The sequence below is a fragment of the Pseudomonas sp. LD120 genome, assembly GCF_009861525.1.
GTDB lineage: Bacteria > Pseudomonadota > Gammaproteobacteria > Pseudomonadales > Pseudomonadaceae > Aquipseudomonas.
Genome location: NZ_WVHL01000005.1, coordinates 2,303,331 through 2,321,718 on the forward strand (window position 1 = coordinate 2,303,331; position 18,388 = coordinate 2,321,718).

Annotated in this window: 17 protein-coding genes; 4 read left to right on the forward strand and 13 right to left on the reverse strand. The window is 61.5% G+C overall.

Features of this window, described 5'->3' with window-relative positions:
• Positions 1 to 188: 188 nt before the first annotated feature.
• The 8 genes from ccoP (PLD_RS24855) to ccoN (PLD_RS24890) form a co-directional block, all read right to left on the reverse strand.
• Positions 189 to 1,166, reverse strand: a complete 978-nt coding sequence (gene ccoP / locus PLD_RS24855) for a cytochrome-c oxidase, cbb3-type subunit III (protein ID WP_159897363.1) — start codon at positions 1,164 to 1,166, stop codon at positions 189 to 191.
• Entirely contained in the window at positions 1,163 to 1,348 is a 186-nt protein-coding gene (locus PLD_RS24860) for a CcoQ/FixQ family Cbb3-type cytochrome c oxidase assembly chaperone (protein WP_011060239.1), read from the reverse strand. Before PLD_RS24860 ends, ccoP (PLD_RS24855) begins: the two co-directional genes overlap by 4 nt.
• 5 nt (positions 1,349 to 1,353) lie before the next feature.
• A complete protein-coding gene (ccoO, locus tag PLD_RS24865; RefSeq protein ID WP_011060240.1) occupies positions 1,354 to 1,962 on the reverse strand; it encodes a cytochrome-c oxidase, cbb3-type subunit II in 609 nt (202 codons plus the stop codon).
• A complete protein-coding gene (ccoN, locus tag PLD_RS24870) occupies positions 1,962 to 3,404 on the reverse strand; it encodes a cytochrome-c oxidase, cbb3-type subunit I (RefSeq protein ID WP_159897364.1) in 1,443 nt (480 codons plus the stop codon). The genes ccoO (PLD_RS24865) and ccoN (PLD_RS24870) overlap by 1 nt, the downstream gene beginning before the upstream one ends.
• A 496-nt stretch (positions 3,405 to 3,900) precedes the next feature.
• The gene (ccoP, locus tag PLD_RS24875; protein ID WP_159897365.1) at positions 3,901 to 4,842 is read right to left on the reverse strand and encodes a cytochrome-c oxidase, cbb3-type subunit III; all 942 of its coding nucleotides are present in this window, start codon (positions 4,840 to 4,842) and stop codon (positions 3,901 to 3,903) included.
• On the reverse strand, positions 4,839 to 5,069 hold the full coding sequence (locus PLD_RS24880) for a cbb3-type cytochrome c oxidase subunit 3 (protein ID WP_159897366.1): 231 nt from the start codon (positions 5,067 to 5,069) through the stop codon (positions 4,839 to 4,841). Before PLD_RS24880 ends, ccoP (PLD_RS24875) begins: the two co-directional genes overlap by 4 nt.
• A gap of 3 nt (positions 5,070 to 5,072) precedes the next feature.
• Complete coding sequence (ccoO, locus tag PLD_RS24885; RefSeq protein ID WP_159897367.1) at positions 5,073 to 5,681, reverse strand: cytochrome-c oxidase, cbb3-type subunit II; 609 nt, start codon at positions 5,679 to 5,681, stop codon at positions 5,073 to 5,075.
• Between the two features lie 10 nt (positions 5,682 to 5,691).
• On the reverse strand, positions 5,692 to 7,116 hold the full coding sequence (gene ccoN / locus PLD_RS24890) for a cytochrome-c oxidase, cbb3-type subunit I (protein WP_159897368.1): 1,425 nt from the start codon (positions 7,114 to 7,116) through the stop codon (positions 5,692 to 5,694).
• A gap of 99 nt (positions 7,117 to 7,215) precedes the next feature.
• Here ccoN (PLD_RS24890) and PLD_RS24895 point away from each other — a divergent pair, with 99 nt between their 5' ends.
• Entirely contained in the window at positions 7,216 to 7,911 is a 696-nt protein-coding gene (locus PLD_RS24895; protein WP_159897369.1) for an alpha/beta family hydrolase, read from the forward strand.
• 169 nt (positions 7,912 to 8,080) lie between these two features.
• On the opposite strand, the gene PLD_RS24900 is transcribed toward PLD_RS24895, so the two are convergent.
• From PLD_RS24900 to acnA, 3 genes are all read right to left on the reverse strand, one after another.
• Positions 8,081 to 9,646 carry a PAS domain-containing methyl-accepting chemotaxis protein gene (locus PLD_RS24900; protein WP_159897370.1) on the reverse strand — a complete coding sequence of 522 codons (1,566 nt, stop codon included), beginning with the start codon at positions 9,644 to 9,646 and terminating at the stop codon, positions 8,081 to 8,083.
• Between the two features lie 236 nt (positions 9,647 to 9,882).
• Positions 9,883 to 10,674, reverse strand: a complete 792-nt coding sequence (locus PLD_RS24905) for a CPBP family intramembrane glutamic endopeptidase (protein ID WP_159897371.1) — start codon at positions 10,672 to 10,674, stop codon at positions 9,883 to 9,885.
• 178 nt (positions 10,675 to 10,852) lie between these two features.
• The gene (gene acnA, locus PLD_RS24910; protein ID WP_159897372.1) at positions 10,853 to 13,594 is read right to left on the reverse strand and encodes an aconitate hydratase AcnA; all 2,742 of its coding nucleotides are present in this window, start codon (positions 13,592 to 13,594) and stop codon (positions 10,853 to 10,855) included.
• Between the two features lie 208 nt (positions 13,595 to 13,802).
• On the opposite strand from acnA, the gene rlmM reads away from it, so the two are divergent.
• On the forward strand, positions 13,803 to 14,876 hold the full coding sequence (gene rlmM, locus PLD_RS24915) for a 23S rRNA (cytidine(2498)-2'-O)-methyltransferase RlmM (protein ID WP_159897373.1): 1,074 nt from the start codon (positions 13,803 to 13,805) through the stop codon (positions 14,874 to 14,876).
• A 57-nt stretch (positions 14,877 to 14,933) separates the two neighbouring features.
• Positions 14,934 to 15,185: a sulfurtransferase TusA gene (tusA, locus tag PLD_RS24920; protein WP_159897374.1), complete on the forward strand. Its 252-nt coding sequence runs from the start codon at positions 14,934 to 14,936 to the stop codon at positions 15,183 to 15,185.
• On the opposite strand, the gene PLD_RS24925 is transcribed toward tusA, so the two are convergent.
• Positions 15,182 to 16,591, reverse strand: coding sequence for an MATE family efflux transporter (locus tag PLD_RS24925; protein ID WP_159897375.1), 1,410 nt, complete (start codon positions 16,589 to 16,591; stop codon positions 15,182 to 15,184). The genes tusA and PLD_RS24925 overlap by 4 nt on opposite strands.
• A 190-nt stretch (positions 16,592 to 16,781) precedes the next feature.
• On the opposite strand from PLD_RS24925, the gene pdxB reads away from it, so the two are divergent.
• Complete coding sequence (pdxB, locus tag PLD_RS24930; RefSeq protein ID WP_159897376.1) at positions 16,782 to 17,924, forward strand: 4-phosphoerythronate dehydrogenase PdxB; 1,143 nt, start codon at positions 16,782 to 16,784, stop codon at positions 17,922 to 17,924.
• 75 nt (positions 17,925 to 17,999) lie between these two features.
• Here pdxB and PLD_RS24935 read toward each other — a convergent pair whose 3' ends face one another.
• Complete coding sequence (locus PLD_RS24935; protein WP_159897377.1) at positions 18,000 to 18,179, reverse strand: PA1571 family protein; 180 nt, start codon at positions 18,177 to 18,179, stop codon at positions 18,000 to 18,002.
• Positions 18,180 to 18,388: the final 209 nt, after the last annotated feature.

Below are 18,388 nucleotides of genomic sequence, written 5' to 3' on the forward strand. Positions count from 1 at the left end.
TTCAATTCTTCCTGGGGGCGAGCGGGCGTACGCTGCAGGTCTCGAAGTCGGCCACATTGTCGAAACGTTACTGCTGGGTCGTCGGCAAGGGGGGCGCCGTCGAGCATCAGCCGGTGCAAGGCGCAAACAAAACGGCCCCGCCAATGTTGATGGGCGGGGCCGTCGGGTGTAGCTCTCGGGCGTCGGTCTTACTCGGCGTCGGCCTGCTTGTCACCATGGGACAGGCTGTAGACGTAAGCCGCCAGCAGGTGAACCTTGTCGTTGCCTTGCAGTTGTTCCTGCGCAGGCATCACGCCTTGGCGGCCGTAACGAATGGTCTGCTGCAGTTGGGCAAAGCTCGAACCGTAGATGAACGCTCCTGGGTGAGTCAGGTTGGGCGCGCCCATGGCGGGGGTGCCTTTGCCTTCCGGACCGTGGCAGACCGCGCAGTTGGCGGCGAACAACTTCTGGCCATTGACCGGATCAGCCTTGACGCTTTCCGGCAGTTTGCGCCCATCGAGGTTGGTCAGCACATAGGCGGCAACGTCGCTGACGCCTTGTTCTTTAATCACGTCCAGCCAGGCCGGCATCACTGCGTGGCGACCAGCCATGATGGTGGCCTTGATGGTTTCCGGCTCGCCGCCCCAGCGCCAGTCGGCGTCGGTCAGGTTAGGGAAGCCATAGGCGCCCTTGGCGTCGGAACCATGGCAGACCGAGCAGTTGGAGGCGAACAGGCGGCCACCCATTTTCAGGGCTTGTGGGTCCTTGGCGACTTCCTCGATAGGCATGGCAGCGTACTTGGCGAAAATCGGACCGAACTTGGCGTCCGACTTGGCCATTTCCTTTTCCCACTCGTGCACGCCGGTCCAGCCGGACTGGCCATTGGCGAACGGGGTCTGCTTTTCGTTATCGAGGTAGTTGTAGCCGGGCAGAACGCCTTTCCAGTTGCCCAGGCCGGGGTACAGCACCAGGTAACCCAGGGCAAAGACGATGGTGCCGACAAACAGCATGAACCACCATTGTGGCAGCGGGTTGTCGTACTCCTCGATCCCGTCGAAGGAGTGGCCGACCGTCTCGTCGGTCTGCTCGGCGCGCTGGCCCTTGCGGGTCGACAGCAGCAGCCAGGTCAGGGCGAAGATGGTACCCAGACTGAGGACTGTGACGTACAGACTCCAGAACGTAGTCATTCTTTGTTACTCCTAGAAGCTTGCTCGACGTGCTTGATGGCGTCGGGATCATCCGCGAACGGCAGCAAGGTTGCGTCTTCAAACTCGGACTTGCGCTTGGGGCTGAATACCCACAGCGCCAGACCGATGAAGGCCACCATCACAACGAGGGTGCCCAAGCCACGAATCATCCCGATATCCATCTAGATCACCGTTTGCTTTTGATGATGGTGCCCAGGCCTTGCAGATAGGCCACCAGCGCGTCCATTTCGGTTTTGCCCTTCACAGCATCCTTGGCGCCGGCGATGTCTTCGTCGGTGTAAGGAACGCCGAGCGTGCGCAAGACTTCCATTTTCTTCGCGGTGTCTTTGCCGTCGAGCTTGTTTTCTACGAGGAACGGATAAGCCGGCATCTTCGACTCGGGGACCACGTTGCGCGGGTTGTACAAGTGCGCACGCTGCCAGTCATCGGAGTAACGACCGCCGACACGAGCCAGGTCCGGACCGGTACGCTTGGAGCCCCACAGGAAGGGGTGGTCCCAGACGCTTTCACCGGCTACCGAGTAGTGGCCGTAACGCTCGGTTTCGGCGCGGAACGGACGGATCATTTGCGAGTGGCAGCCGACACAGCCGTTGGCGATGTACACGTCGCGGCCTTCCAGTTCCAGCGCGGTGCGCGGCTTCATGCCTTCCACCGGCTTGTTGGTGACGTCCTGGAAGAACAGTGGAACGATCTGGGTCAGGCCGCCAATGCTGACGGCGATGACCATGAAGAAGGCCAGCAGGCCAATGTTCTTCTCGACTACTTCGTGCTTCATCAGTGAGCTCCAACTACAGCGATCTGAGCGGCGGCTTCAGCTTCAGCCGGGTTCGAGGCGCGAACGGTGCGGAACACGTTGTACGCCATGATCAGCATGCCGGTGGCGAAGAACGCGCCGCCCAGAGCACGGACGATAAAGCCCGGGTGGCTGGCTTGCAGCGCTTCGACGAAGGAGTAGGTGAGGGTGCCGTCGTCGTTGATGGCGCGCCACATCAGGCCCTGGGTAATGCCGTTGACCCACATCGAGGCGATGTAGAGCACGGTACCGATGGTGGCCAGCCAGAAGTGGGTGTTGATCAGACCGGTGCTGTGCATCTGCTGACGGCCGAAGACTTTCGGGATCAGGTGATACAGGGCGCCGATGGAGATCATCGCGACCCAGCCCAGAGCGCCGGCGTGTACGTGGCCGATGGTCCAGTCGGTGTAGTGCGAGAGCGAGTTGACGGTCTTGATCGCCATCATCGGGCCTTCGAAGGTCGACATGCCGTAGAACGCCAGGGACACCACCAGAAAGCGCAGGATTGGGTCGGTGCGCAGCTTATGCCAGGCGCCCGACAGGGTCATCATGCCGTTGATCATGCCGCCCCAGCTCGGAGCCAGCAGGATGATCGACATGGCCATGCCCAACGATTGTGCCCAGTCCGGCAGCGCGGTGTAGTGCAGGTGGTGCGGACCGGCCCAGATGTACAGGGTGATCAACGCCCAGAAGTGCACGATGGACAGGCGATAGGAGTAGATCGGACGCTCGGCCTGTTTCGGAACGAAGTAGTACATCATCCCCAGAAAGCCAGTAGTCAGGAAGAAGCCCACCGCGTTGTGGCCGTACCACCATTGAATCATCGCGTCAGTCGCACCGGCGTAGGCCGAGTAGGACTTGAAGAAGCTGACCGGCAAGGACGCGTGGTTAACGATGTGCAGCATCGCGGTCACCACGATGAAGGCACCGTAGAACCAGTTGCCCACGTAGATGTGCTTGGTCTTGCGCTTGGTGATGGTGCCAAAGAACACCAGGCCATAGGTGACCCAGACGATCGCCAGCAGAATAGCCAGAGGCCATTCCAGTTCGGCGTATTCCTTGGTGGTGGTGTAACCCAGTGGCAGGGTCACGATCGCGCCGACGATCACCGCTTGCCAACCCCAGAAGGTGAAGGCCGCGAGGCTGTCGGAAATCAGTCGCGTTTGGCAGGTTCGCTGCACGACGTAGTAAGAAGTGGCAAACAATGCACATCCACCGAAGGCGAAGATCACCAGGTTGGTGTGCAGCGGGCGCAGGCGTCCAAACGTCGTCCACGGCAGACCGAAGTTCAACTCCGGCCAGACCAGTTGCGAGGCGATGAAGACACCGAGCCCCATGCCAAGGATCCCCCAGACCACCGTCATGATGGCGAACTGGCGGACTACCTTATAGTTATAAGCAGTCGGACTGATTGCTGTGCTCATTCTAAGGTTCCACGGTTTGGGTGTTTTATTAGGGATAAAAATCGGCCGCAAGTATGGAGAAAGCAGGGGGTCATTGCAACGCGCCATGACCTGGGTCAATGCGTTCCATGCCTGATTCTGCGGCCTTTCCCTATGCCGAGTAGGGATAAATATTGCCCTCGGACAAAATGCCGCAGCAGGCAAAAAACTCGGGGTGTCAGGTTAGTTGTAACCGGGTGTGTGGAAGCCTGTGGATCAACTGACAGGCGGTAGGTCAGCCGATAGCCGGTATAAACCAGCCTCTGCGGCCTCTGTCATCGAGCTACAGCTTGGAATCGCGCGGATACCTTTGGCCTGTGACCTGTCATTGCCAGTCCACTTCGGGGCAAGCTTAGTCCTGATTCAGATCAGTGCAAACGCGGCGGGGAGAGGGGTGCGACACTTGGTCGCAAAGAGGCAGGGGGGAAGTGTCAAGCGGCAAGCTGCAAGTGAAATCTCGCAGCTTGCCGTTGATCCCTTACTTGTCGCTTTCAGCTTGTGGCTTGTTGCTGTGGGACAGGCTGTACACGTAGGCGGCCAGCAGTTGCACCTTGTCATTGCCGAGCAGTTCGCTCTGCGCCGGCATATGGCCCTGGCGACCGTGGCGGATGGTCTGCTGCAGTTGCGCCAGGCTGGTGCCGTAGATGAAGCCGGCAGGCTGGGTCAGATCAGGTGCGCCCATGATCTGGGTGCCCTTGCCGTCGGCGCCGTGACAGGCCACGCAGGTGGTGCTGAATGCTTGCTGCCCGGCCACCAGGTCGGCGTCGCTGTCGGCTGGCAAAGGCAGGCCGGCCAGTTCGTGACGGACATAAGCCGCTACGTTCTTCACGCCTGCTTCCTTGAGCACTTCACCCCAGGCCGGCATGGCCGCCATGCGTCCACCCATGATGGTGGCCTTGATGGTGTCGGCACTGCCGCCCCACCGCCAGTTGTCGTCCGCCAGGTTGGGGAAGCCGAAGGCACCCTTGGCGTCAGAGCCGTGGCACACCGAGCAGTTGGACGCGAACAGGCGTCCGCCCATCTTCAGTGCTTGTGGGTCCTTGGCCACTTCTTCCACGGGCATGGCCGCGAATTTGGCGAAGATCGGACCAAACTTCACGTCCGCCTTGGCCATTTCCTTTTCCCATTCCTTGGTCTGGGTCCAGCCGTCTTCATAGCCCGGCAGGATGCCTTTCCAGTTACCCAGGCCCGGGTAGAGGATCAGGTAACCCACGGAAAACACCAGGGTCCCGGCGAACAGCAGGAACCACCATTGCGGCAGGGGGTTGTCGTACTCCTCGATGCCATCGAAGGCGTGGCCCATGGTCTGGTCGACACTGCCCTTGGTCTCGCCCTTGCGGGTGCCGACCAGCAGCCAGGTCAGGCCGATCAGGCTGCCAATGGTCAGTACGCAGATCCACGTACTCCAGAAGGTGGTCATGGCCGAATGCTCCTTGTTGCAGGCTCTTGAGGTTGAGCGTCATCAGTTGTTTTGCCGGCCGGTGCCGCGCCCGGCACCGGGTCGTCGGCGAAGGGCAGCAGGCGTGCCTGGGCAAACTCGGGATTGCGTTTTGAGTTGAACACCCAGATCGACAGGCCGACGAAGGCGATCATCACCACCAGGGTCCCGAGGCCGCGGATCATGCCGCTATCGAGTTCAAAACCCATGGCTCACCTCTTGCTCTTGATCGCAGTGCCAAGCACTTGCAGGTAGGACACCAGGGCGTCCATCTCGGTCTTGCCCTTGAGCGTGGCGGTAGCGCCGGCGATGTCATCGTCGGTGTAGGGCACGCCCAGGGTGCGCATGACCTTGAGCTTGGTTTCGGTGTGGCTGCTGTCTACCGGCGCGGTTACCAGCCAGGGGTAGGCCGGCATCTTCGACTCGGGCACGACGTTGCGCGGGTTGTACAAGTGCGCGCGGTGCCAGTCATCGGAGTAACGACCGCCCACCCGGGCCAGGTCCGGACCGGTACGCTTGGAGCCCCACAGGAAGGGGTGGTCCCAGACGCTTTCACCGGCCACCGAGTAGTGGCCATAGCGCTCGGTTTCAGCGCGGAACGGACGGATCATCTGCGAGTGGCACTGTACGCAGCCTTCGCGGATGTAGATGTCGCGGCCTTCCAACTGCAGGGCGGTGTAGGGCTTCATGCCTTCCACCGGCTTGTTGGTGACGTCCTGGAAGAACAGCGGGACGATCTGGGTCAGACCGCCGATGCTCACCGCGAAGACCATCAGCAGCATCAGCAGGCCGACGTTTTTTTCAATCGTTTCGTGTTTCATGGCGGACTCCTTAGGCCATCTGCGCAGCGGCGTTGACTTCGGCTGGCACGGCGGCACGCACGGTGCGCCAGGTGTTGTAGGCCATCAGGAGCATGCCGCTGAGGAAGATCGCACCACCCACCAGCCGCACGATGAAGCCTGGGTGGCTGGCCACCAGGGTTTCGACGAAGGAGTAGGTGAGGGTGCCGTCTTCGTTGACTGCACGCCACATCAGGCCCTGGGCAATGCCGTTGACCCACATCGAGGCGATGTAGAGCACGGTGCCGATGGTGGCGAGCCAGAAGTGGGTGTTGATCAGGCCGATGCTGTACATCTGCTCGCGGCCGAAAACTTTCGGGATCAGGTGGTACAGGGCGCCGATGGAGATCATCGCGACCCAGCCCAGAGCGCCGGCGTGTACGTGGCCGATGGTCCAGTCGGTGTAGTGCGACAGGGCGTTGACGGTCTTGATCGCCATCATCGGACCTTCGAAGGTCGACATGCCGTAGAACGCCAGGGACACCACCAAAAAGCGCAGGATCGGGTCGCTGCGCAGCTTATGCCAGGCGCCCGAGAGGGTCATCATGCCGTTGATCATGCCGCCCCAGCTTGGCGCCAGCAGAACCAGCGACATCACCATGCCCAGGGACTGCGCCCAGTCTGGCAGCGCGGTGTAGTGCAAGTGGTGCGGACCGGCCCAGATGTACAGGGTGATCAGTGCCCAGAAGTGCACGATGGACAAGCGATAGGAATACACCGGGCGCTCGGCCTGCTTGGGTACGAAGTAGTACATCATCCCCAGGAAGCCCGCGGTCAGGAAGAAGCCCACGGCGTTGTGGCCGTACCACCACTGCACCATCGCATCGGTCGCACCGGCATACACCGAGTAGGACTTGGTGAAACTGACCGGCAGTTCCAGGTTGTTGACGATGTGCAGGATGGCCACGGTGATGATGAAGGAGCCGAAGAACCAGTTACCCACATAGATGTGTTTGGTCTTGCGCTGCATCAGGGTGCCGAAGAACACGATGGCGTAGGCCACCCAGACAATGGTGATCAAGATGTCGATCGGCCATTCCAGTTCGGCGTATTCCTTGGAGCTGGTGTAGCCCAGTGGCAGGCTGATGGCCGCCAGCAGGATCACCAACTGCCAGCCCCAGAAGCAGAACGCGGCGATTTTCGGCGCGAACAGCGTGGTCTGACAGGTGCGCTGCACCGAGTAGAACGAGCTGGCAAACAGTGCACAGCCACCAAAGGCGAAGATCACCGCGTTGGTGTGCAACGGACGTAGACGGCCGAAGCTGGTCCACGGTAGGTCGAAGTTGAGTTCGGGCCAGACCAACTGGGCAGCGAGAAAAACCCCGAGCCCCATGCCGACGATGCCCCACACCACCGTCATAATGGCGAATTGGCGGACCACCTTGTAGTTGTAGGCGGTACTGATAGAAGTGTTCATGGTTCCCCATCCACGGTTCAGCAGAAGTGAAAGCGACTGCGCACGGCAAGGCGCGCTCACTTCGTCTGGAGTTATAGGCAGACTAAAAGCGAGGCAAGCATGAGCAATGAGCACAAGGCCAGTATTGACGGGGATCAATGGGCGCAGTGCGTGCGGGAGCGGGGCTGGTTGTGGGAGGTCGCCGCGGTTGTCGACCCGTCGAAGGCCCCCACTCTGATCCTGGCCCACGGTGCCGGTGCGCCGATGGACAGTGGGTTCATGGACGACATCGCTGTACGCCTTGCCAGGCATGGGGTGAGCGTCTTGCGCTTCGAGTTTCCCTACATGGCCCAGCGGCGTCTGGACGGGGGCAAGCGCCCGCCCAACCCGGCACCCAAACTCCTGGAGTGCTGGCGTGAGGTGCATGCTCTGGTGCGACTTTATGTCACTGGGGTCTTGGCGGTAGGCGGCAAGTCCATGGGCGGACGCATGGCCAGTTTGCTGGTCGACGAGCTGGCGGCCGATGCCCTGGTGTGCCTAGGTTATCCCTTCTATGCCGCGGGCAAGCCGGAGAAGCCACGGGTGGCGCACCTGGCCGAGCTGACGACGCCGAGCCTGATTGTGCAGGGCGAGCGCGATGCCCTGGGCAATCGCCAGGCGGTGGAGGCCTACTCACTGGCGCCGGGTATCGAGCTGTGTTGGCTAGCGGCCGCTGATCACGATCTCAAGCCGCTGAAGGCCTCGGGTTTCACTCATGCACAGCACCTGGAGTCTGCGGCGAGCAGGATTGCCGGTTTCCTGCAGGCGCTGAGCTGATCCTGTCGGAGCGAGCGTGCTCGCGAAGCGTTCACCCGGTTCTCGAATCTGTATCACGGTGAAGAATCATCGCGAGCCAGTTCGCTCCTGCGGTCGTTGGGCGAGGTTACGGGTATAAAAAACCGCAAGCCGGTGTTTGCGGTTTTTTTGTTGCCAGCCCGGGCGGGCTTTAGCGGTTGAAGCGCTCCACCAGCGAGTACTGGGTGTGAGCGGTGCGGGTCAGGGCTTCGCTCAGTTCGGCCGAATGCAGGGCCTGCTCTGAAGTCTGGTCCGCCAGTTGCGCAATGGTGCTGATGTTGCGGCTGATTTCTTCGGCCACCGAGCTTTGCTCTTCGGTGGCGGCCGCGATCTGGGTGGTCATGTCGGTGATGTTGGCCACCGCTTCACTGATACCCACCAGCGCCTGATCGGCTTCCAGTACCCGGGCGACACCTTCTTCCGCCTGGCGGTGACCGGCGTCCATGGTTTGTACCGCGTTGGCCGCGGTCTGCTGCAGCTTGGCGATCAGGGTGTGGATCTGCCCCGTGGATTCGCTGGTGCGTTGCGCCAGTTGGCGCACTTCGTCGGCCACCACGGCAAAGCCGCGGCCCATTTCTCCGGCGCGGGCTGCTTCGATGGCGGCGTTCAGGGCTAGCAGGTTGGTTTGGTCGGCGATGCCTTTGATCACGTCCACCACGCCGCCGATTTCGTCGCTGTCCTTGGCCAGCTGGGTCACGGTCAGGCCGGTTTCGCCCACCGCCACCGACAGTCGCTGGATGGCTTCACGGGTTTCCCCGGCGATGTCGCGGCCACGCCCGGTCAGGCGATTGGCTTCCTGGGTCGCATCAGCGGTGCGTTGTACATGGCTGGCCACTTCCTGGGTGGTGGCGGCCATCTCGTTGACCGCCGTGGCCACTTGTTCGGTCTCGACCCGCTGGCGCTCCAGGCCGCTGGAGCTGTTGTGGGCCAGGGTATCGGATTGCCGTGCTTGCTCATTGAGATGCTCGGCGGTGTCCTGCAGGCGGGTCAGGCAGGTCTTGAGGCGCGCTTCCTGGCTCAGGATCGACATTTCCAGGCGTGCCTGAGCGCCGCGGCTGTCGGTGTACATCTGTGCGATCAGCGGGTCGGAGGTGGTTTGTTCGGCCAGGCGCAGCAGGCGTTTGAGGCCCCGCTGTTGCCAGGTCAGCCCCAACAGGCCCAGTGGTACCGAGAGCGCGGCCGCCAGAGCAAAGCCCCAATGGGAGTTGAGCCAGGCGCCGATCATGAAGCTCAGTTGGCTGACCAGGATGAAGGGCAGCCAGTCTTGCAGCACGGGCAGCCACTTGTCGCGTTTTGGAATGGCCGACTTGCCTTGGTTGATGCGCTGGTAGAGCGCTTCGGCGCGACGCACCTGCTCGGCGGTGGGCTTGACCCGTACCGATTCATAGCCCACCACCTGATTGCCTTCGAAGACGGGCGTCACATAAGCGTTGACCCAGTAATGGTCGCCGCTCTTGCAGCGGTTCTTGACGATGCCCATCCATGGCAAGCCTTGTTTCAAGGTGCCCCACATGTGTGCGAACACCGCCGCAGGCACATCAGGGTGACGGACCAGATTGTGCGGTGCGCGAACCAGCTCTTCGCGGGAGAAGCCACTGATCTCGACAAAGGCGTCATTGCAATAGGTGATCAGGCCTTTGGCGTCGGTGGTGGAAATCAACCGTTGTTGAGCCGGGAAGGTACGTTCGCGCTGAGTGACAGGCTGGTTATTACGCATGATGTTTTTCAATCCGCAAGGCTTTGATGGGTTGTCGGCTGCTCTGGCCGATTATTGAAATTATTTTTCAAAAATCGGCGCAAGTTCTCATTGGCAGAGTGGGGGTATTGCACGATGCGCCGTCGGGGGCTTTTTTCGGCGTGGACCAGAGGCTAATCATTAACCTTCTTCCTTGGCAGTCAATTGTCCTGAAGTACTGGTTTGTGCCGATGGTCAGCGGTTCGGGGCTGCCCGTTTCAGCCGGCAAGCATCGGATAGGTGAACAGTCCGAAGTGCAACAGGTTCAGGCCGAAGTGCGTGGCCACTGCTGCGCCCAAACCGCCAAATCGATAGGCCAGACCGTAGCCGACGCCAGCGATGCCCGCCAGTAATGTCCACTGCCAGCCGGCACCCAGGTGCACCAGGCCAAACAACAGGGCCGCGCACAGTAGCGCCAGGTTCTCGCCGTAGGGCAGGGCCTCGAACCTGCGGCTCAGGCCTCCTTGGACATAGCCACGAAACAGCGCCTCTTCCACCAGTGTCACCAGTAGCAGGTTGTTCAGCACCCACAGCCAAGCCTGATCCGGCCATTTCGGCGACCAACTGATGATGCCCAGCAGCAAGGCGCCGCCCAATGCGCCAGCAGCGCACAAGGTCAAGGCCAGCGCCGTGGCGTACAGCGACAGGCGCAATGAGCGCCGTCCGACAATCCAGGGGCAGACCAGCAACAGCCAGAAGCCGATCAGTGGCTTGTCTTGGTTCAGGTACATGGAAAAAGGCACGGCGTCGTCGCTGAAACGTTGCGGTTCAATGCCCCGGCCGTTGTAGAAACCCGGTAGCCAGTGCATGGCCAAAGCCAGGGCGATGATCACGAACAGGCCGTGGCCCAGGTACTGGCCGATGCGGCTGCGTTGCTGGCGCACGGCAAAACCGGCACACAGCAACAGCGCGATTGCCAGGGCGGCCAGCAGGCCCAGTTGCCCGTAGCTCAGGGCTAGCGCGTAACCCATGGAAAGGAGTGCCAGATACATCCATGGCAGAGCGGTCATGTGGAATCCTTGTTGCAAAAGAAAGGGGTAATGCAGAAACGTTGTTCAAAGCCGGATCTGTAGTCGTTATTGCGACCGATCAGTCAGGCTCGGCGGGGCGGCAAGTATAACCAGGCGAGGGAGGCGCGACAGCCCAACGAAAACACCGCCCGAAGGCGGTGTCTGGTTTCACGTTGGATCAAGAGGCAATCAATTGCCGCAGCACGTAATGCAGGATTCCCCCGGACTTGAAGTATTCGACTTCGTTCACGGTATCGATGCGGCACAGTACTTCGACGTTCTCCTGGCTACCGCCCTCGCGGGTGATCACCAGTCTAAGGTCCATGCCTGGCTTCAGTGCTGTGCCGCTGAGGCCGAGGATATCCAGGGTCTCCTTGCCGGTGAGTTGCAGGCTCTTGCGGTTCTGATCCAGCTTGAACTGCAGTGGCAGCACGCCCATGCCCACCAGGTTGGAGCGGTGGATGCGCTCAAAGCTCTCAGCAATCACCGCCTTGACCCCCAACAGGTTGGTGCCCTTGGCGGCCCAGTCACGGCTGGATCCGGTGCCGTACTCTTGGCCGGCAATCACCACCAGTGGGGTGCCCGAGGCCTGGTATTTCATGGCCGCGTCGTAGATCGGCATTTTCTCGCCGCTGGGGATATAGAGCGTATTGCCGCCTTCCTCGCCGCCGAGCATCTCGTTGCGAATGCGGATGTTGGCGAAGGTGCCGCGCATCATCACTTGGTGGTTGCCCCGGCGCGAGCCGTAGGAGTTGAAGTCCCGAGGCTCCACACCCTTGTCTCGCAAATAGCGCCCGGCCGGACTGTCGGCCTTGATATTGCCGGCCGGGGAGATGTGGTCAGTGGTTACCGAATCCCCTAGCAGAGCCAGCACCCGCGCGTCGTTGATGTCGTTGATTGTCGGCAGGGGACCGGCAATGTCGTCGAAAAACGGTGGGTGCTGGATGTAGGTGGAGTCGTCCTGCCAGACGTACGTGGCGGCTTGCGGCACCTCGATGGCTTGCCACTGGGCGTCGCCGGCAAAGACCTCGGCGTATTCCTTGTGGAACATCTGGGTGTTGACCTGGGCCACCGCGGCGGCGATTTCCTGGCTGCTGGGCCAGATGTCTCGCAGGTACACCGGCTGGCCGTCCTTGCCTTGGCCCAGCGGTTCACTGCTGAGGTCGATGCGCACGGTGCCGGCCAGGGCGTAGGCCACCACCAGGGGCGGCGAGGCCAGCCAGTTGGTTTTCACCAGCGGATGCACCCGGCCTTCGAAGTTGCGGTTGCCAGACAGCACCGAAGCTACCGTCAGGTCGGCTTGCTGGATGGCTTTTTCGATCGGTTCTTGCAGCGGGCCGGAGTTGCCGATGCAGGTGGTGCAGCCATAACCCACCAGATCGAAGCCCAGTTGGTCCAGGTAGGGCGTCAGGCCGGCAGCCTTGTAGTAGTCGGTTACCACCTTGGAGCCCGGGGCCAGCGAACTCTTGACCCAGGGTTTGCGCTGCAGGCCTTTTTCCACGGCCTTCTTCGCCACCAGGCCGGCGGCCATCATTACGCTGGGGTTGGAGGTGTTGGTGCAGGAGGTGATGGCTGCGATCACCACTGCGCCGTTTTTCAGGCGGTAGGTCTGGCCTTCGTGTTGGTAGTCGGCTTCGCCCACCAGGTCGGCGTTGCCGACGGCAACGCCACCGCCGCCTTCGCTTTCCAGGCGGCCTTCTTCCTTGCTGGTGGGCTTGAATTGCAGGTCGAGGAAGTCAGTGAAGGCCTGGGCCACGTTGGGTAGTGCGACTCGGTCCTGTGGACGCTTGGGGCCGGCGAGGCTGGCTTCCACGCTGCCCATGTCCAGCGCCAGGCTGTCGCTGAACACCGGCTCCTTGCCCGGCAGGCGCCACAGGCCCTGGATTTTGCTGTAGGTCTCCACCAGCTTCACCAGCTCGCTTGGGCGGCCGGAGAGACGCAGATAGTCGAGGGTGATGTCGTCCACTGGAAAAAAGCCGCAGGTGGCGCCGTACTCCGGGGCCATGTTGGCAATGGTGGCGCGGTCCGCCAAGGGCAGGTCGGCCAGGCCGTCGCCATAGAATTCGACGAATTTGCCCACCACGCCTTTCTTGCGCAGCATCTGGGTCACTGTCAGCACCAGGTCGGTGGCGGTGATGCCTTCCTTGAGCTTGCCGGTGAGCTTGAAGCCGATCACTTCCGGAATCAGCATCGACACCGGCTGGCCGAGCATCGCCGCTTCTGCCTCGATCCCGCCCACGCCCCAGCCCAGGACGCCGAGGCCGTTGATCATGGTGGTGTGGGAGTCGGTGCCCACCAGGGTGTCGGGGAAGGCGTAGGTGCGGCCGTCCTCGTCCTTGGTCCAGACCGTGCGCCCCAGGTACTCCAGGTTGACCTGATGGCAGATGCCGGTGCCTGGCGGGACCACGCTGAAGTTGTCGAAGGCGCTCTGGCCCCAGCGCAAGAAGGCATAGCGTTCGCCGTTGCGCTGCATCTCGATATCGACGTTCTGTTCAAAGGCACCGCTGTTACCGAACTTGTCCACCATCACCGAGTGGTCGATCACCAGGTCCACCGGCGACAGAGGGTTGATTCGTTGCGGGTCACCGCCGGCCTTGGCCATGGCGGCGCGCATGGCGGCCAGATCGACCACTGCCGGTACGCCGGTAAAGTCCTGCATCAGAACCCGGGCCGGGCGGTACTGGATTTCCCGGTCGGAGCGGCGCTCCTTGAGCCAGGCGGCGAGGGCCTTGAGGTCGGCGCCAGTGACGGTTTTACCGTCTTCCCAGCGCAGCAGGTTTTCCAGCAAGACTTTCAACGACATGGGCAGGGTGTCGATGTTGCCCAGGCCCTTGGCAGCATCTGGCAGGCTGAAATAGTGATAAGTCTTGTCGTCGACCTTCAAGGTTTTAAGGGTTTTCAGGCTATCGAGGGATGGCATTGAATGACTCCTTTGAGCCCGCACGGCTACGGGCCTGTGATACGGACAGAGGCTTAACCTAGCTCTGTTTGGGGCTTATCGCTAATCACTGGACTCCTGGGGTCAGTCCAAGGTTCCGAACTCGGTTATCATGCGCCGGTTTTCGTGACAGGCTTTGCTACAGGGCAGGTTTGTGCGTCGATTTATCGCCCGTTGCCCAGGAGATTCAATGAACACCCTGTTTATCCATTGCCGGCCCGGTTTCGAGGGTGAAGTCTGCTCCGAGATCGCCGATCACGCAGCCCGTCTGAATGTCGCCGGCTACGCCAAGGCCAAACCCAGCACCGCCTGCGCCGAGTTCATCTGCACCGAGGATGACGGTGCCCAGCGCCTGATGCAGGGGCTGCGCTTTGCCGAGTTGATCTTTCCCCGGCAGTGGGCGCGGGGCGGCTTCATCGATTTGCCGGAAACCGACCGCATCAGTGTGATCCTGGCCTATCTGGCCCACTTCCCCCAGTGCGGTAGCCTGTGGCTAGAGGTGGTGGACACCAACGATGGCAAGGAGCTGTCGAACTTCTGCAAAAAGTTTGAAGGCCCGCTGCGCAAGGCCTTGGGCGCTGCCGGCAAGCTGGTGGAGGACGCTGGCAAGCCGCGCTTGCTGCTGACCTTCAAGAGCGGACGTGAAGTTTTTGTCGGGCTGGCCGAATCCGGCAACTCGGCCATGTGGCCGATGGGCATTCCGCGGCTCAAGTTCCCTCGCGAAGCACCAAGCCGTTCGACCCTTAAACTGGAAGAGGCTTGGCATCACTTCATCCCCCGCGATCAATGGGACGAGCGTTTGCACAGCGACATGACGGGTGTTGATCTGGGCGCCGCGCCGGGCGGTTGGACCTGGCAACTGGTCAATCGCGGCATGCTGGTCACCGCGATCGACAACGGCCCAATGGCCGAAAGCCTGATGGACACAGGCCTAGTGCAACATTTAATGGCCGACGGTTTCACTTACAAGCCTCGGCAGCCGGTGGACTGGATGGTCTGTGACATCGTCGAAAAACCGGCGCGCAGCGCGGCGCTGCTGGAGACCTGGATTGGAGAGGGGCACTGCCGCGAGGCGGTGGTCAATCTGAAATTGCCGATGAAGCAGCGTTACGCCGAAGTGAAGCGTTTGCTGGAGCGCATTGAAGATGGCTTCAAGGCCCGGGGCATTCGCGTCGCCATTGGGTGCAAGCAGCTGTATCACGATCGCGAAGAGGTGACGTGTCACCTGCGGCGCCTGGACCTGAAGCCTGTCCGTTCGCGCTGAGCCCTTCGTCATAAAGCCGGCATTGCGTGGCATGCCGGCCAGTTCCAGGAGTGAACCATGAGTCAAATCAACGACACGCCGGTTGACGGCACCCTCGACGCCACCGGCCTCAATTGCCCTGAGCCGGTGATGATGTTGCACCAACACATTCGTGACCTGCCGCCGGGCGGACTGTTGAAGGTGATCGCCACCGACCCGTCTACCCGCCGCGACATTCCCAAGTTCTGCGTGTTTCTCGACCATGAGCTGGTGGCGCAGGAAGAACAGGCCGGCACCTATCTGTATTGGATTCGCAAGAAGCTCGATTAACCTTCCGAGCGACTGATGCGGATGTGCTTGCGCGCACTGCGGGTCAGGCGGACCGACAACATCAGCGCCGCGCAACTCAAGCCGACAATCAGTCCTTCCCACAAGCCGCTGGGGCCACGTGCCGGACCGAACCAGTCGGTCAGGCCCAGGCTGTAGCCCACCGGCAGGCCGATGCCCCAGTAGGCGAACAGCGTCAGGATCATGGTGGCGCGCGTGTCCTGGTAGCCCCGCAGTGCACCGGCCGCGGTGACCTGAATGCCGTCGGAGAATTGGAACAGCGCCGCATACACGATGAGCATCGAGGCCACCTGGATCACCATGGGGTCAGTGGTATAGATCGAGGCAATGGGCTCGCGCAGCAGGAACATCAAGCTGGCTGACAGGCCGGCGTAGGCCAGCGCTGCAGCCATGCCGACACCGGCGCTGAAGCGTGCATCGCGCGGTTGCTGGCGCCCGAGGGACTGGCCAACCCGCACCGTCACGGCCATGGCCAGGGAGTAGGGAATCATGAACATCAGGGCGCTGAAGTTGAGGGCGATCTGATGCCCGGCCACCACGGTGGCCCCCAGGCTGCCGATCAGCAGGGCGATCACCGCGAAGATGCTCGACTCGGCGAACACTGCGATACCGATGGGCAGGCCGACGCTCAGCAAGCGTTTGATCACGCGCCATTGTGGCCAGTCGAAGCGCCCGAATACCTGAATCTGCCGATAGGCCGGTGCCCAGAGTGCCCAGCCAGCCATGGCCAGCATCATGGCCCACATTACGATTGCCGTGGCCCAGCCACAGCCAACGCCGCCCATGGCCGGTACGCCGAAGTGGCCATAGATGAAGATGTAGTTGGTCGGGATGTTCAAGGCCAGGCCGAAGAGGCCAATGACCATGCTGGGCACCGTGCGGCCCAGGCCGTCACTGAAACAGCGCAGTACGTGATACAGGGCTACCGCTGGCATGCCGCTGGCGATGCCGTGCAGGTACCCCATGCAGGGTTTGATCAACTCCGGATCGACGTTCATCAGGTGCAACACTGGTTCGGCACCCATCAGAATCAGCATTGCCAGCAAACCGACCACCAAGGCCAGCCATAAGGCCTGACGTACGATGGGGCCGATTTCATGCAAGTGGTTGGCGCCAAAGCGCTGGGCCACCTTGGGCGTGGTGGCCAGCAGGGTGCCGGTCATCAGCAGGAACACGGGAATCCAGATCGAATTGCCCAGCGCCACCGCCGCCAGGTCCTGTGGGCCGACTCGTCCGGCCATCACCGCATCGACAAAGCCCATGGCGGTGGTGGCCACCTGGGCAATCATGATGGGCAAGGCCAGGCGCAGCAGATCGCGCAACTCGAGGCCGACCCGTGCAGGGCGGCTGATGGAAGCGGTGGCGGGAGAGTCGGTCACGGAGTTCAAGGGGCGGAGCGTCCATAAGTGGTGTTGCGCAGGACGCGACAGTTTACGCGTTGGCGGCGTGCTCAGGAAAAGTTCCAGTGTTGTCGATTTGTAAGCACCGGGCCCCGGGTAAATAGCCTCTGGAGTGCAAGCCGCGCTGGCTCGCCCTGTCATCTGCGCCTACACTGCGCCTCCGCACGAGGAGCCTGCCATGTTGATTGTTGCCGACGAAAATATCCCCCTGATCGAAGAGTTCTTTGCCGGTTTCGGCGAGATCCGACGTTGTCCAGGACGCGCCATCGATCGGGCCACGGTGGAACAGGCGGATGTGTTGCTGGTGCGCTCGGTGACCCAGGTTGATCGCCAGTTGCTGGAAGGCAGTTCGGTGCGGTTTGTCGGTACCTGCACCATCGGCACTGATCATCTGGATCTGGACTACTTTCAGAAGGCTGGTATCACCTGGTCCAGTGCTCCGGGTTGCAATGCTCGTGGCGTGGTGGACTACGTGTTGGGCAGCCTGCTGACCCTGGCCGAAATCGAGGGCGTAGACCTGACCCAGCGTTGTTATGGCGTGGTCGGTGCAGGGGAGGTGGGTGGTCGGCTGATCAAGGTGCTGCGTGGCTTGGGTTGGCCGGTTCTGGTTTGTGACCCGCTACGACAGGCGGCGGAAGGCGGCGACTACGTCAGCCTGGAACAGTTGATCGAGCGTTGCGATGTCATCAGCTTGCACACGCCGCTGACCCGGCAGGGGGAGCATTGCACCTGGCATCTGCTGGACCGGCAGCGCTTGAACCAGCTACGCCCAGGCACTTGGCTGATCAACGCCGCCCGTGGTCCGGTGGTGGATAACCAGGCGCTGCGCGATGTGCTGCAGCAGCGCGAAGACCTGCAAGCGGTGCTGGATGTCTGGGAAGAAGAGCCGACGGTGGACCGCGCCCTAGCCGACCTCTGCGTGCTGGCCACGCCACATATCGCTGGCTATAGCCTGGACGGTAAACAGCGGGGCACGGCGCAGATTTACCAGGCCTATTGCCGTTTTCTTGGTCAGGCCGAGCAGGTCCGTCTGGCGAGCTTGTTGCCGGCGCCTTGGGTGGCGCAGGTCGGTCTGAATGCCAACGCCGACCCGGCCTGGGCCCTGGCGATGCTCTGCCGCGCGGTGTATGACCCGCGACGTGATGATGCGGATTTGCGTCGCAGCCTGGCGGACGATGTGGCCCAACAGCGTGCGGCCTTCGATGGGTTGCGCAAGTATTATCCGGAGCGTCGTGAAATCGACGGCCTTGAAGTAAGGATTCAGGGCGCGTCGCCGAACCTCAGTCAGTTGGTTCGGGCGCTGGGTGCCCGCGAAGTCTGAAACGCTTCAGTGAGCAGAAAAAGCCGATAAAAAACCCGGCCGCAAGGCCGGGTCAAGAGGAACTGAGGCTGTGTGTCAATCTTGCCGGGCAGGCTTGACCAGGCGCTTTTCCAGTTCGCGACAGGCGTTCTGGATCATGTCTTCAGTAATAGGCACTTCGCGCCCCTGAGCGTCGATGATGGCACACCCCAGAGACTGGTTCGGCTGGGTGCGGATTACGTGAATCTTGTCATTGCTGCTGTGTTGCAAGGACATGGCCTGTCTCCTCATCAGGTTGTGTGCTTACTTTAGAATGGCCGGGTGACCAAGCTGTTACAGATCGCTGCCAAGCCAGGCCCGGTCGTTTCACTCCAACAGAAATGCCCGGGGAGTACCAGGCACTGATTAGATCGATAATCTCTAGGCTCTAGCGTCAGCGGTCATAATCAACCGGACTCATTGTGATTCAGCAAAGTTCCTGCGAA